The sequence below is a fragment of the Odoribacter sp. AF15-53 genome (genome assembly GCF_003479425.1).
In the GTDB taxonomy this organism is placed as follows: Bacteria; Bacteroidota; Bacteroidia; order Bacteroidales; family Marinifilaceae; genus Butyricimonas.
This window is the reverse complement of sequence record NZ_QUHC01000009.1, coordinates 49,492-64,744: the sequence shown is the minus strand read 5'-3', so window position 1 is coordinate 64,744 and position 15,253 is coordinate 49,492. Positions and strand designations below refer to the sequence as shown.

Sequence of the window (15,253 nt, the reverse complement as noted above, 5' to 3'; positions counted from 1 at the left end):
GGTGAAGGCTATAAAGGTAATAAATATATTTTTATCTCCGTTTCGGTTTGGCTTTCAAATCGGGATGACGCATGTCATACACCTTTTTCCCGTATTCCGGGGTTGTAACTAAATCGGTCGGGATTTGTTTCCCCTCCTCCAAGGCTCGCTTCAACAAATATTCCAAACCTTGCACATAATAAAAATGAGGCATGGCATCATCCCGATCATACATATTGTAGGCAACATATCTCAAAGCTCGAACTTTGTTCGCCAAGGTTTCATAAGGCAAATCTTTATCCGTGTATTCCGGGGACACTCGCACGTGGAACACAAGCGATTTCACGAACTTGTGCTGGTCGATCGACGGGTCAGCCTTCAAACGCTCGACCTCGGCAAATGCCTCGTCGTACTTTTTCTGGTTGAAAAGATCGGTCATTACACGCATTTTGATATTAAAATCCTTTCCCTCGAAATCGCATAATCCTTTTGTAAACTGAACTGGGGCATAAGATGTTGCCTCCGTTAATTTCTCGTCTACTTCCTTTTTACCGAATAATTCCGTGAATCGCACGTAATTATCGGAAACTTCCTTCAAATAAGGATTTTGGTATCCCGTGATACATTTACGGTATAAATTCCACACATCCGCATCGGTCAATTTCGCCCCTTTAGAGATCAACTCATCGAAATATGTCTGCACCTCCCGGCTTCCCGTTGACTTTTTGTAACGGATGTAATTTTTCAGAAAATCCAAATCATATTTTCCCTCGGTGTATTTTTTATCCATATACACGGATCCCAGTTTCGGGTTAATCCCCCCTTGGGCATCATAAAGAAAATCTTCAACCGGTTTGTTGCTCCCGCTACGATGTACAATCTCCTGATTCTTCGGATTCACGAAAATATAGGTCGGGTAAGAATTGACGGCATAACGTTTGGCCAGTTCCCGCCCCTCGCCTTTTTCCGCGTCAATCTTCAAACAAACAAAATTCTTGTTATATACCTCTCCCACTTGCGGAAGCACGAACACGGTCAACGACATATTCAGACACGGGCCACACCATTCCGTGTAAAAGTCTACAAATAACTTTTTCTTCTCCTTTTTTGCCAAAGCGATCGCCTCATCCCAAGTCCCGTGAAAAAAACGAATCCCACTATCTTGGGCTCTCAACGAGAGTGAGAAAGCAAACAACACGCATAAAAAAATAAACTTTTTCATTAATTTCAAATATTAAATTTACCCTACCGACAAAGCGCCAGTAGGGTAAATAATTCACAACACTCTGTTATTTAGAAACTTTTTTGAAAGCACGAGCATAAATATATCCTAAATATTCATCAGCACTATCACCATATCCTACCTGTTTCGTGGAGTAGTTATAATTATAAAACAATTTTCCCTTTCCACCTGTTTCCGTGGTCGAAGAATACAATGTCTTTGCAGAAAAATCCCAATTTGTTGTATAAACACCCAATTCTTTCATTTTCTCCTGTATAACAGCCACGTTAGAAGCAATTGCTTCCAACTCTTTTACGGCAGGTAAATACCACCCTGAAACACCTTTATAAGAATACTCTGCAGCCCATACAAATGCAGAATTCGCAGCAGACAATGATAAATTCAAAGCTTCTTTCCTTGCTATCATTTTAGCAGTATTCCCTTCTCCATCATATTGATCCGGGGTTTCAAAATCATTACCAAGTCCCTCTCCATACCAAACATTTCCATAGGAATTAGGACCTTCAAGATTAATGATCTTCGCCTCCTTGATATTCGCGTTATTCACCCAACAAACCACACCTACCGGTTCGAAATCGTCGTTATAGTAAATATCTCCCACTTCGAAGTACTCTTTCGGGGCTTTCAATTCATAGGAAATCGTATCCTTTGCAGTCTGCCCGCCAATAGATACGGTCAAAATCATTTCTCCTTTACGGTCGATATCTCCGAAGAAATCAACCGGGCCTGTCATACTAACGGTTTTACCGTTCAACCGATAATTCCAACCTTTAGGCTCACCGGTAACGGTCAATTCCGCCCCATCCGTATAGTTAATACCAAATTCTATTTTCTCCCCGCACTGGGCAACAATCTCGTGGGTCTCGCTTGTCACGAAACAATTTACGGTTTCCTGATCCATCGGGTGAGCCGACATAAACTCCCACATCAGGGTGGTACATCTCACGACATTAATACCATGTCCCTCTTCAAGTAAGGTATAAATTTCCAAATCAGCATTTCCTCCATGCCACACGCGGGTATCCACGGTTTTATACTCTTCGATCTCAAATGCTTTTGCAGTATAAACCATGTCAGCCGGGAAATACCCGCCGATCTTTATCGCCCAGTTTGTCATGTTTTCCAACACGGCAGAATGAATAACCGTCTCGTCGATCTCGCCCGCAAACACACGAATCGGAACTGCCCGTGCCGGTAACGGTTCGTCATCCCCGAACTTCATCTGTCCCGCACGCGGGGTTATAGCTGCAAATTTCTCCGAACGATAGAATGCCAAAACAAAAGAGAAAATGGCACCACTCGACTGCCCGGTGGAATAAACCCGTTTCGGATCAACGGACGGGGTGCTTTTGCCAAAGAAATCCAGCATCGCATCCACGAAAGGTAAATGGTTCTCGCTATTCTGCCAGTTCACCGCACCGCTACCATCCGTTTGCGTCACGACCTCTCCCGCCGGGAAACACACAATACAATTCTCTCGTGTTGCCAACTGGCACAAAGCATTAGTCTTCGACAATCCCTCCAACGGGTCTGAAGGAAGTTCATCACTTTTAAATTCATAACTCCCGTGAAATTCAAAAATCAACGAAATGGGCTTACTCGTCACCAACGTTGAAGGCATGAAATACTTGAACCTTCTCGGCACGACAGTCCCGTCCGGCTGTTCGACATCCAAGGTTATTAAATGCACCCCCGGAGTCAACACGCCATCCACGGGAGGTTCTTCTTCCCCACCGCCGGGGGTAACACCTTCCACATCCACCTTTTCCTTCTCTTGGGATTCATAAGAGCTGTTGTCATCCACGCAGGAAAACAACGCCAAAAAAGGAACGATCAATAAAAATAAATACTTTCTCATAATATCCTATATTAAGTTTTCCGACTTAAATATTATCTTTCAGTTCACCCTTAAACATACCATCACGCCAATGCGTCTGGTATTTGATCTCCACGTCTACCGGGATTCCGGAAATACCCTTGTAAGATTTCCCCTCGTTATACTGAACGCCCAACGTACTACTGTTCAGGTCAAAGTACAACAAATCACCCTTTGCTTCTTCCCCGGCAGCCTCCGTGTCATTCCCATAACGCGAAACACCTAACAAAAGAGTTTTCTCTGTCCGAGACACGCAAATATCCGTGATAACGGCAGTTGCATCATAACCGAGATCCGTCAATTTCGCCACCAGATTACGAGCATTCGGGGCCATACCACTCTGGATATCCAGTAGATTGTAGAGGTAAAGACTACCGTCCGTCACGAAGAACATGTAATTCGTGTATTTCATACAGTAGAATTTCGTCGTCGATTTGATCAAGTTACCGGCGGCAATATCTGCAACCCATTTCTTCGTGGTATTTTTCTCGTTTTCCTCTTCCTTTCCGGTTTTAAACAATACCAGACGACAATTATCCCCGTCATTCAACACGGCCACGCAGGCATCGTCTGCCATATTCGTGGCACTCCCCCACAACAGATTGTACCCTTCAAAATATTTAAAATCGGCCTTTTTAATCTCCTTCACGCCACCGTAAGCACTACCATATACAAACCGACCATAAGTTTTATCAAACAAAATAAGATCACCACAACTATAACCCATGTTAATCAGGGTAGGCGAATCGGCCGTCGGGTTCATCCCATCCCAGAAACCGAAAGCCGAAAGCACTCCTTTATGGGGACTTTTACTTTTATACGAATAACTTGGGGTCCAGATACTAGGAGCCAAAACCGCTGTATACAAGGTTCCTCCAGAAATCTCGGCAAAATATGTCATTTGTTGAAATGAAGCACCATAGGGATTACCCCTCCAGATAGAAATTCCCTCTTCCACTAAATATTGACTTTCGTATCCCTCAATATCTGGTGGTGGATAAGAAGCCAGTCCGGTGTAAGCCTCGCCCGTCAAGTAAGGGTTCAGCGTGTCCTGCATCAACGTACTCTTATCCAGCAAACTCACCCGGTTATCCGCCAAAACCATCATCCGGCCATAAGCGTTCACGAAAGGTTGGCAACGACTTGCCTCGGCATACAAAATCCGTAACTGTTTCGGCTCGACACCCAGCGGGGCCTCGTAACGATCCATGAAATAATTAATCGCCCAGTTTGAAGGTTTATCCAAACGCAGATAGGACAACTCCGCCCGTCCCTGGTATTTACTCAACACCGTGATCAGATCGCCTGCCGTGGAAGAACTCACGTTCAACGTGAAACGATGATACTTTTCGACCTCGGTTTCCTTGTCCTTAACCACGAATCGGCATGACCGCTCTCCCGGCACCATATCCACCTGTATCTCCAAGTTATACGTCTCGGCTAACTTCCGACCGGCAGCCTCCCAGCGATACGTGAAACGTGACGTGTCCTCGTACATCGTTCCCTTCAAGACGGGGTAAATACGCAAACTATCGTCCACGTCTCTGGCATACGAGGCTTCGATTCCTTCCACCGTGATCTCGTTGATCTCCCGGTAATCGTAATTTCCCTTGTCATCATAGCATGCATAGAAAAACAATGCCATGACAAAAAAACAACATATATTCTTCAAATTCATAATTTATCAATTATTTTTCAACATCCTATTTCTCGACTTCCTGCATGTAAGTCAGGTAAAGGCGCATACCTGTCTCGTCGTCGTACGTGGGTACGTTTCTCAAATAGCTATCCAATCCTTGGGCATACGTTCTCCCCTCGTTGTTCTGGTTGAACGAGCAATTCGATTTGGCATAATCCGCATTAAAAGAAATCAGGATACGCCATTTCTTCGGGTGGAAATATCCCAATCCCCCGTGACCTGTCCACCAGCTTGGTTGGGACAAATAATCGTTCAACAACACTCTCATACTGATCCCGCCCCGTAAGCCCAGATCGAAATCCTCGCTTTCCTCCAACCGCAAATACAAACTCTCGTTTTTGGGATTAGCGAAACTCTTACTCAAATGATCCCGGTAAACCACGATACGCAACGTATCCGTCAGTTTATCGGGACGGAATGTCTGCACCTCCGGGAAGGCCTCGTAATGGGTTCCTTCCACGGCAGTCGTGGAATCCGCCACGATTTTCACGTTATAGGTACGTGCCTGATCCGATCCCTTACCCAAGTACTCCATCACGATTTTCGCCGTGTCCACGTGAATCGTATCACTCAACAAACCGAATGAAAATACCACCGAATCCGTGTAAACACGTTTGTTATTCACCACGGAAAAGTGCTTGAACTGAATCCGGTCTTTCCCCTCGTAAGGGTAATCTATATCCTGATCGCACCCGGCAAACGAGATTATGATATAGATAACAGCAAACAGGTATATTAATTTACTCATATTTCTACGTATTAAAAGATTAATTCTATCTATGTCCGTCTTCTATCTCGGCATCAGGCATCGGGAACACGTACACCACATCCGAAGGTTCAATGCTTCCATCTGCCGAACCGGTCTCGATTTTCAGATTATTCCGTTTCATCACGTACCACATTTGTCCTTCACCCAAGTATTCCCGGCGCATCTCGTCCTGAATCGACTCTTTAGACAGGTATTGCAGATGCACGTGATTCCGAATCCGGTGGTCACGCAACATGTTCAAATACTCCAAAGACACATCCGAATCCGTGTCAAAAGAACACTCGGCCACGATCAGGTACATCTCGGAAAGCTTGATCATCGGCATCTTGCGGAAAAAGAGATCCGTGTTAGCCATGTAATATTTCATGAAATCGCCCAAGTTAAACCATTTCGAATACCGGACATCATCATTATTCCCCTCGTACCAGTTATAATAACTTCCAAACGGTAACGGTTTGGCTTGCGTGGCTCCATCCTTTTTCTCATCACGATGTAACTTCTCGCTGTAATCCTTCAAATCCTTGTTGCGCAAAGAAAAGATATGTTCGTCCGAAAACAACACGTCCGTCGCTGCCTCCGTCTGGTCCACGCTGGAAAATTCAAGCAAACGGAACTTACCGCTCTCGATCACCTCTTTCGCGTAATCGACAGCCTTCACGTTATCCCCTTTTGCCTGATAAGCCCTCGCCAGCATGGCTTTCACCCCGTACAGGTTTATCCGGGCAACATATTTATCCGCGTCATTCTTCGTATCCAACGTGTAGGGTACGGTAGAAACAATCGGGTCATTCGCCAGCAAGGTTTCCGCCTCTTTCAAATCGTTGATAATCAACTGCACGATTTCCTCAACCGTGTACATCGGGGGTAAAGCAACCCCGAACTCCTTGTTATAAGGAATTCCTTCCGTCTGGGGTGAAAATTTCACATCCGGACAAAACAAACGATACAAGTCAAAATGCAGGAATGCCCGCAAAGCCAACGCTTCTCCGCGAACCTGATCCCGGTCGGTCCCGGTCAAAACTCCCGCGTTTTTGTCCGCCCAGTTCAAAATATTATTAGCGGCAGCAATACAACTATACAAATTGTTCCAAAAGGAAGCAATCGTACTTTTCACAGTCTTGTCCGTATATTTAAAGTCCTTGAAATACGTGTAAGCGGTACCGACTGAATTATAGGAATAGTACTGCCCCATCAAATCCACGTACTCCATCGTGAGAGCCTGACCGTACATACTCTTCCCGGCCATCTGGCTATACACCCCCGCCAAGGCCTCCTTAAACCCTTCGGTTGTGCTGAACAATTTATCCTCGTCCACCTTATTTTCCAACTCCACATCCAGCCATTTATTGCAAGAGGTCAACGAAAACAACAAACAAACCATTATAAATAACTGTGTCTTCATATATCAGTTTTTAAAATGTTAGATTAAGCGCGAATGAAAATGAACGTGCGAAAGGATAAGACGTTCCCCGTTCCTGTTTGATACTGGAAATGCGGAATACATCCGTCATGGAGAAAGTCAGCTTACACCGTTCTATAAAAGTTCTGGTTAATATGTCTTGCGGCACGTCATAAGAAAGAGACAGGCTGGAAAGATTGATAAAATTATTATCCTGCACCAAGCGGGTCGTTTGATACAAATCACTCGTGTCGTCTATACGCCGGAACATGGCGACATCCCCCGCTTTTTTCCATCGGTCGTACAGCACACGTTTATCCGCGTTATATAGCGGGTCGGCTCCTTCCACCTTCGTGGCCAACGTGGTATTGTAAATCTTAGCCCCGTACTCGTAATTGAATAACAAATAAAGATTAAACCCTTTCCAGTAGAAATTCGTCTGGACATTCCCTTGGAATTTCGGGTTCTCATCTCCCACTTCCACTTTATCGTTCACGTCATACTCGTAAGTCAACGAACCGTCTTTCTTGATATAAATCTCGTTACCGGTAGCCGGGTCGATCCCCAGAGAACGTACCACCATCAAGGCACTTTGGGAACGTCCCTCCTCGTACAAACGGAACATCGTGGTATCCCCCTTGGAATTGGTGGACTTCAACGCTTCCTCGTTCATTTTTTTCATGGCAGTAGACAATTTCCGGATCTCGTTCTTATTATGAGCCGCGGCAATCGTCACGTTCCACGTCATATCCCTAGAACGATCATTAATCAGGTTAAAGCGCAAACGGGCTTCAAAACCTTTATTATCAATTGATCCCATGTTCTCCTTGTAAGAAGAGAATCCGGTAGAGGGAGCCACATCAATGTCCAACAACAGATTTTGCGTACGTTTCAAGTAAGCATCGAAATTAACCACGATCATATTTCTCCAAACACTTGCCTCAACACCGGCATTGTATTGCAGGGTATTCTGCCATTTCAGCGACGGGTTACCATAAGCGGAAAGCACCGCACCGTAAATACCGTTATATTCCGAGGTACTTTGGTACAAATATTGAGTTAACGCCTGATCCGACGTGAAATTCGTGGTACCCGTGCTACCCACGGAAGCCCGAATCTTCATGTATCCCGTTCCCGTCCAGAAAGATTCCTTGTCCAGATTCCAGGCAGCACCTACCGACCAGAAAGGAGCGAAACGGGAATTACGCCCGAACTTGCTGGAACCGTCCGTACGGAAAGAAGCATCCAAGAAGTAACGATTATCATACCCCACGTTCAAATTGGCAAAGAAACCCACCATCTTCGTCTTATCGTAACTTCCCGTGGGTTTCGAATCTTTCTTAAACTGTTGGGCATACTGGATATTCTTCAACCTGTCGCTCAGGAATCCCACGGCCGTGAAACCCTCTCCCGTCAAATTCGAAGTAGAAAGCTCGCTACCGATACCGGCGCTCACCGTGTACTTGTCAGCGAATACATTGTTGTACATGAACCGGAGATTCGCGTCGAAATTAATCGTCGTGGAATTACTGATCGTGTAACTTCCCTTCTGGTTCGGGTCTGTCTGCGTGTCAAATTCCGAAGACTCCGCCGAACGATATTTATCATTCTTGGTTATATTTTTGGTCAATGCAGCCAATCCCTTGATCTGGAAATGAGATGTTACCCGCCATTCGACACTCAGATTATCCTTCACTTCCGTGTAACGATTATAATCCGTGTTCGGTAAAGTGGCATCCAACAAAGGATTTTTCAGGTTATTCGATGCAAACCGACGGATAAGTTCTCCCGTTTCCGGATCTTTCTCCCGTTCGTACGGGTTCAACTTCGTGTACTGGGAGAAGTCCCCGTAAGGAGAATTTTCACCTTTCACGTCATCCACGTTCAAATCATTCGTGACAATCAATTTATTATCTAAATTGTAGTTCAAATTTATCTTGGCCCCCCAACGCTCGCGACCGGAACCTTTCATAACTCCCTTATCCGTATCATATTTCAAATCAACCCCGTAACGCATGTGTTCGTCACCACCTTCCACGAAAACACTGTAACGCTGGTTTACTGACGTACGCAACGGCTTCGACAGCCAATACGTGTCTACCCCGCGTGCGACCTCTTCCAGACGACTATTATACAACTCGTCTTTATTCATCTGTTCTTCCAGACCTCCTTTACTCGTGTACACTCCCGCCAATTTCTCGTACTGCAACTTCTCACGGGCATTCATCAAATTATAATCACTCAAATCCGGTGCTGAAATATCATAGCGAGCGTTCACGGATACCCGTAACTCCCCGGAACGAGGCCGGACCGTCGTGATCAGGATAACCCCGTTGGCACCTCTCGACCCGTAAAGGGCCGTGGCCGAAGCATCTTTCAAAATAGAGAACGCCTCCACGCGGTTCATATCCAAGTCGTATACCGTGGTAGCGGAAACCTCGATACCATCCATGATATACAACGGGGCATTCGGGTTAGAACGAGAATCGTCGGCTGAACTTCTCAAATCAAAACCATTCTCACCTCGAATAGAAATCTCCGGTACATGGTTCGGGTCACTACCCCATTGATTGTTCGGGAGCGTGCGCACGGAAGGATCGAACGCCGAAATGGCCTGCAACATATTTAACGATCCCACTTTCCGAAGTTCCTCGCCTTTCACGGAAACCTCCGCTCCCGTGGAACTCTGTTTGGTGCGATTGAAATATCCGGTAACGACCACCTCCTCAACCTCTTTCGAGTCCTCTTTCAATACCACGTTAATCTCTTTCTGGTTCGTAAACTTCACCTCTTGGGCTATCATCCCGACAAAAGTGAACACAAGAGAGGCATTTTTCTGATCCACCCATGACAATTCATACAACCCGTCGATGTCCGTGGCCGTACCGATCGCGCTGGACTCCATTCCCGGAATCTTCACGACCACGGTAACACCGGGTAAAGGATTTTTCGCCTCATCCGTCACCTTTCCTTTCACCGTCACTTTTTTCACCGTGTCGGCCGCAACAGCCTGTTGTTTGCTGGCAATCACCATAATCACATCCCCGTCGAAAGTACATCTTAATGTTGTTTCATGAAAAACATCTTTCAGTACCTCCTCCACGGCCTTATCCTTCACCTGCAGGTCAAACCGGGCAACTTTTGCCACGTCCCGGTCATTGTACACGAAACGCAAACCTGTCTGTTTCCAGATTTCTTGAAATAACGTGCTTACATCACATTGATATAAGTCCAACGTCACAGTCTGTTTCTGCGAGAAGCTATTGGCGGAGGCTCCGAACACAAAAACAAACATACAAATCGTAAATAATCTCATGATCTTTGTAATTTGAGAAATTTTTACCCCTGATAAGGCATAAAGTCCTTTCAATTTCATAAATTTGTATTTGAACATTAAACAATAGAATAGGATCAAGCCATATTTGTTACCTATTCATTTACTAATTTCAAAAGGTGAAGGTGGTCGCACACCCTCATCTTTTTTTATTGCACACTCACATTAATTACTACTGATTATCACATTTTTCCCCTGTATCTTAAAACGGGCTTCCGAAATTTGTTCGAACTTGGAAAACAGTTTCCCGACATCTGAGAATCGCTCCAAGTTTCCCGACAGACGTATATCCCGCAACCCTTCATTAGCATAGAACACGTTCAGATCATACCAAACGGACAATTTATTCATGATACTCTCCAGGGACTCGCTTTGAAATATAAAATTACCCTCCCGCCAAGCCACATGGGGCTGCACGTCTACATCCGTCAGTTCGAAACGACCTTCCACCGTACGGTAATCCGCCATTCGGTTCGGGGTAAGTACCACGTGTTCTCCCGCACGATTTCTCAAATCCACGCTTCCCTCGACCAAAACGGTCTTGATACTTCCCTCCGCGTAAGTGTTAATATTAAACTGGGTTCCAAGTACCTGAATCCGCACCTCGTCGACATGCACGATAAAAGGATGCAAGCTATCGGGTTTCACATCGAAATAAGCCTCACCCCTCAAAAATACCTCCCGTTTCTGCCCGGCAAAGGCCGTCGGGTAAGATAATTCACTATCGGAATTCAACCAGACAGCCGTCCCATCCGCCAAGATCAGTTTAAATTCTCCCCCGCGAGGAATAACGATCCGGTTAGAAAGTGTTTCTTCTTGCTGTTGTCCCCCGGTCACCCGATAGGCAATTCCCTCCTTTCCGTCAATCTCTATCCGGGTTCCGTCTTTCTCTTTCATGACTCCCGTCTGCCCGTCAACATTCACCACATCACCGGAGGCCATGTAAAGTACCGCCTTCGATTTACCCGGTTCAATTTTCTCCGTCACGTACACGGGTTCATCTTCCGGGAGCATCCACAATATTCCCCCGACACTGAACAACACGATCAGGCATGCCACACTCCAATACAAAACCCGCAAACGACGTTGCCGTGCCTTCACTCGCCGATGCGTCAGAGAATCATGTACCACCGCATTGGCACGCATCCCCCATTCCATTTTTAGGTGAAACATCTGAAAATCTTTGTAATATTCCGCATGCTTTTCATCAGCCGCAATCCACTCCCGCACCAGCACTTTTTCATCGTCATTCATTTCTCCTAACACGTAGCGCATTAACAAGAAATCAATATCCTCTATCTCTCTCATTAAACGATCGTTTAATGAGAGTCACCTATCAAAAAAACAAAATGTTTGGAAAAAAAACAGCAATATTGCTAATTGCTTAATTATGATACATAAAGAAAATACAAGCGACCCCAATAATCGCTCTAAAAATAAGGCTTTGAAAGAATCATTAAACGATCGTTTAATATCTTTTTATACACCCTCCTATATATAGTACAAGCTAAAACAAAAAATCATTGAATCAAAAATCAACTTTTTTTTCAAAAAAAATCCTTCACGCAAGAACTTTCTCATTTTCAGCGACAAGAGAACGATATATCGAGAAAAGAAGTATCACATTTTCGTTCTCTTTGGAAACCTGTCTTAACTTTTTCAACGCATTTACCAATAACGTATTCACCGTGGCAACCGAAATATTCAGCATTTCCGCGACCTCTTTATATCGCATCCCTTTCAAGTACACGCATTGTACAACCTCCCGGCTTCGTTCGGGTAATTCTTTTATTGCTTTTTCTACCTTATATATGATTTCCTCTTTAAAATTATCATACTCCTCCCACGGCTCATCAAAACAAGCCAAATCGCAGGCATGTCGTAAAGGATCTGTTTTTATACTCGCGTTTAAAGCCAAATTACGCACGGAAACATACAAATAAGATTTCAACGTGGAAGGTAAAAGTTTCTCGCAAGTCCTGTTTTCCCACAACTTAACAAAAAAATCCTGAACCAAATCTTCGGCTTGACTGACATCATGCAAAAAAGTAGCTCCCCACAGGACCAAAGGCTTATAATAAACTTCAAAAAGACACGTTAGTCCCTTAGGGTTTCTCTTTTTTAGTAATTCACATATTTGAATATCTTCTTTTAGCATAATATCACCATTAACCGCTCCCCGCAAAGGTATAAAATTTCCGCACTTTAACCATATTCAAATAAAAATCACACTTCAACAATCAAGGAAAAAACATTTAATAACACATTCGCACAAAAAAGCATTTAACAAAGCGCCCGAAAAAAACAATTAACCGCATGGCAAACATTGCATATATCGAATTCGTATTATATTTTAGCATTTGAAATATAAAACTCAATTACTTAATATATGAAAAGGATGATCTTACGCCTCACATTCATCGCGCTGGCATTTTTACTTCTTTCGCGCTGTGCCACGGTGCCACTCACGGGCAGACACCAACTTATTCTGTTCCCAGAGGATCAAATGGTATCCATGAGTTTAACCTCGTACAGCAGTTTCCTGAAAGAAAATAAACTCTCCACTGATGCGGTAAACAAACAACGCATAAAAAACGTGGGAGCCCGTATTTCCAAAGCCGTGGAACAATATCTGGCGGCAAACGGCTTGCAGGATCAGATTGCCAACTTTCAATGGGAATTCAACCTTGTTGCCAGCAACGAGCCGAACGCATGGTGTATGCCCGGAGGGAAAGTCGTTTTCTACGAGGGGATTCTGCCCTATTGCCAAACAGACGCGGGAATCGCTGTCGTTATGGGACACGAAATCGCTCACGCCGTCGCCCACCACAGTAACGAGCGCATGAGCCAGCAAGCCCTTATCCAGTACGGACAGGCCGCCGCAACTGAAATTCTGGGACACAACCAAAGCGACACGAGAAAAGCCCTACTTTCTGCCGCAATCGGTATGGGAACCAACGTGGGAATCACACTCCCGTTCTCCCGGAAACACGAGTACGAAGCCGACCACCTAGGACTTATCTTCATGGCAATGGCCGGATACGATCCCAACGAGGCGGTAGCTTTCTGGAGTAGAATGGCCAATGCCGGAACCGGAAAACAACCCGAATTCCTTTCCACCCACCCGGCCGACGCGAATCGTATTGCCAAGCTGAAAGCCGCCATTCCCGAAGCAATGAAATACAAAAAGAATTAAAGCAAATCGCATACACATAGAATAATCAATACATTAGCTTACACATATTCGTTATCTCTTCGATATACTATCGTCAAATACTCCTCTATAGAGACGAAGATATATCGAAAAGATAACGAAAAGATAACGAATATATGTAAGACTTGAAGAAGTGGAAAATATATCATAAAACGACAAAAAACGGGCATTAATTTACCATTTCCCGTTATTTTCAATGATAAAATTTCTACTTTTGTTGAATCATATCAATAAAGCATTATAGTATCATGGAAAACAAATTAACGATATACAACACGTTAAGTCGTAAAAAAGAATTATTCGAACCTATTAACCCTCCTTTCGTGGGATTATATGTCTGCGGTCCGACCGTGTACGGGGATGCACATCTCGGTCACGCTCGTCCGGCAATCACGTTCGACTTGTTATTCCGTTATCTTAAATTCATCGGGTACCATGTAAGATATGTACGCAATATCACGGACGTGGGGCATCTCGTGAATGACGCGGATGAAGGAGAGGACAAGATCACCAAGAAGGCCCGGTTGGAACAACTGGAACCCATGGAAGTCGTGCAATTCTACACGAACCGTTACCATAAAAACATGGAACAGTTGAACACGCTTCCCCCCAGCATCGAACCGCATGCCTCCGGCCATATCATCGAGCAACAGGAATTAATCAAGCAAATCATCGAGAACGGGTATGCCTACGAAAGTCAAGGTAATATCTATTTCGACGTGGAACGCTACAATCAAAAATATCACTATGGTAAACTTTCCGGCCGCAAGATTGACGAATTATTTGCCAATACCCGGGAATTAAGCGGACAACAAGAAAAACGGAACCCGTTTGACTTCGCCCTGTGGAAAAAAGCTACTCCCGAACACATCATGCGCTGGCCGTCGCCCTGGGGTATCGGGTTTCCCGGCTGGCACTTGGAATGTTCCTGCATGAGCCAAAAATATCTGGGAGATACATTTGACATTCACGGAGGTGGGCTAGACTTGCAATTCCCGCACCATGAATGCGAAATAGCCCAAAACGTAGCAGCACAAGGCCACGAATCGGTGAAATACTGGATGCACAACAACATGGTTACCATCAACGGGCAGAAAATGGGTAAATCATTGGGCAACTTCATCACGTTGGATCAACTCTTTGCCGGAGACAACAACGTGCTGGAACAAGCGTATTCGCCCATGACCGTGCGTTTCTTTATCCTGCAAGCCCACTATCGCAGTCCGCTGGACTTCTCCAACGAGGCCCTGAAAGCCGCGGAAAAAGGATATCAACGACTGATTGCCGCTATCGCGCAATTAAATCGGTTGAAAACGTCCAACGAGAACACGGTTGACGTTGACACGCTAAAAGCCAATTGTTTCGAGGCCATGAACGACGATCTCAATACCCCAATCCTCATTGCCCATTTGTTCGACGGGGTCAGAATGATCAACTCGATTGCTGCCGGAAGCGAAAAGATCAATACCGAGAACTTGGAAACCTTGAAGAACCTGTTCCATAGCTTCGTGTTCGATATCCTCGGACTGAAAGGAGAAGATGATTCAAGCGCCAGCAATCAAGCTTTGGGAAAAGTTATCGACGCCATGATGAACGTGAGAAAAACAGCCCGGGCAAACAAAGATTGGGCAACCTCGGACAGCATTCGGGACGAGCTGAAGAATGCCGGAATTCAAATAAAAGACACGAAGGACGGCTACGAATGGAGCCTTGAATGATTTTAGATTTTAAATTTAGAAT

10 protein-coding genes are annotated in these 15,253 nt (G+C 44.9%); 2 read left to right on the top strand and 8 right to left on the bottom strand.

The genetic code is table 11. From position 1 onward, the window contains the following. Positions 1 to 31 precede the first annotated feature (31 nt). The 8 genes from DWW52_RS16360 to DWW52_RS16325 form a co-directional block, all read right to left on the bottom strand. Complete coding sequence (locus DWW52_RS16360; RefSeq protein ID WP_118716543.1) at positions 32 to 1,201, bottom strand: thioredoxin family protein; 1,170 nt, start codon at positions 1,199 to 1,201, stop codon at positions 32 to 34. Between the two features lie 67 nt (positions 1,202 to 1,268). Then, positions 1,269 to 3,080 (bottom strand): PHB depolymerase family esterase, encoded by a 1,812-nt coding sequence (locus DWW52_RS16355; RefSeq protein ID WP_118716542.1) that lies wholly within the window; start codon positions 3,078 to 3,080, stop codon positions 1,269 to 1,271. Positions 3,081 to 3,105: 25 nt separating this feature from the next. Then, entirely contained in the window at positions 3,106 to 4,776 is a 1,671-nt protein-coding gene (locus tag DWW52_RS16350) for a PKD-like family lipoprotein (RefSeq protein WP_118716541.1), read from the bottom strand. A gap of 25 nt (positions 4,777 to 4,801) precedes the next feature. Next, the gene (locus DWW52_RS16345) at positions 4,802 to 5,545 is read right to left on the bottom strand and encodes a DUF4843 domain-containing protein (RefSeq protein WP_118716540.1); all 744 of its coding nucleotides are present in this window, start codon (positions 5,543 to 5,545) and stop codon (positions 4,802 to 4,804) included. Positions 5,546 to 5,570: 25 nt separating this feature from the next. Continuing rightward, positions 5,571 to 6,968, bottom strand: coding sequence for a RagB/SusD family nutrient uptake outer membrane protein (locus DWW52_RS16340; protein WP_118716539.1), 1,398 nt, complete (start codon positions 6,966 to 6,968; stop codon positions 5,571 to 5,573). 10 nt (positions 6,969 to 6,978) lie between these two features. Beyond that, the gene (locus tag DWW52_RS16335) at positions 6,979 to 10,281 is read right to left on the bottom strand and encodes a SusC/RagA family TonB-linked outer membrane protein (protein ID WP_158582640.1); all 3,303 of its coding nucleotides are present in this window, start codon (positions 10,279 to 10,281) and stop codon (positions 6,979 to 6,981) included. Positions 10,282 to 10,464: 183 nt separating this feature from the next. Further along, on the bottom strand, positions 10,465 to 11,607 hold the full coding sequence (locus tag DWW52_RS16330) for a FecR domain-containing protein (protein ID WP_118716537.1): 1,143 nt from the start codon (positions 11,605 to 11,607) through the stop codon (positions 10,465 to 10,467). Positions 11,608 to 11,860: 253 nt separating this feature from the next. Beyond that, on the bottom strand, positions 11,861 to 12,457 hold the full coding sequence (locus DWW52_RS16325) for a sigma-70 family RNA polymerase sigma factor (RefSeq protein WP_118716586.1): 597 nt from the start codon (positions 12,455 to 12,457) through the stop codon (positions 11,861 to 11,863). 240 nt (positions 12,458 to 12,697) lie between these two features. Between DWW52_RS16325 and DWW52_RS16320 the strand changes: the two genes are divergently transcribed. Then, positions 12,698 to 13,495 (top strand): M48 family metallopeptidase, encoded by a 798-nt coding sequence (locus DWW52_RS16320; RefSeq protein WP_199692013.1) that lies wholly within the window; start codon positions 12,698 to 12,700, stop codon positions 13,493 to 13,495. Positions 13,496 to 13,761: 266 nt separating this feature from the next. Beyond that, a complete protein-coding gene (gene cysS, locus DWW52_RS16315; protein WP_118716535.1) occupies positions 13,762 to 15,231 on the top strand; it encodes a cysteine--tRNA ligase in 1,470 nt (489 codons plus the stop codon). Positions 15,232 to 15,253 lie beyond the last annotated feature (22 nt).

Coding starts and splice junctions, on each gene's coding strand:
- DWW52_RS16360 (WP_118716543.1), bottom strand. CDS start 1,201: ATGAAAAAGTTTATTTTTTTATGCGTGTTGTTTGCTTTCTCACTCTCG.
- DWW52_RS16355 (WP_118716542.1), bottom strand. CDS start 3,080: ATGAGAAAGTATTTATTTTTATTGATCGTTCCTTTTTTGGCGTTGTTT.
- DWW52_RS16350 (WP_118716541.1), bottom strand. CDS start 4,776: ATGAATTTGAAGAATATATGTTGTTTTTTTGTCATGGCATTGTTTTTC.
- DWW52_RS16345 (WP_118716540.1), bottom strand. CDS start 5,545: ATGAGTAAATTAATATACCTGTTTGCTGTTATCTATATCATAATCTCG.
- DWW52_RS16340 (WP_118716539.1), bottom strand. CDS start 6,968: ATGAAGACACAGTTATTTATAATGGTTTGTTTGTTGTTTTCGTTGACC.
- DWW52_RS16335 (WP_158582640.1), bottom strand. CDS start 10,281: ATGAGATTATTTACGATTTGTATGTTTGTTTTTGTGTTCGGAGCCTCC.
- DWW52_RS16330 (WP_118716537.1), bottom strand. CDS start 11,607: ATGAGAGAGATAGAGGATATTGATTTCTTGTTAATGCGCTACGTGTTA.
- DWW52_RS16325 (WP_118716586.1), bottom strand. CDS start 12,457: ATGCTAAAAGAAGATATTCAAATATGTGAATTACTAAAAAAGAGAAAC.
- DWW52_RS16320 (WP_199692013.1), top strand. CDS start 12,698: ATGATCTTACGCCTCACATTCATCGCGCTGGCATTTTTACTTCTTTCG.
- cysS (WP_118716535.1), top strand. CDS start 13,762: ATGGAAAACAAATTAACGATATACAACACGTTAAGTCGTAAAAAAGAA.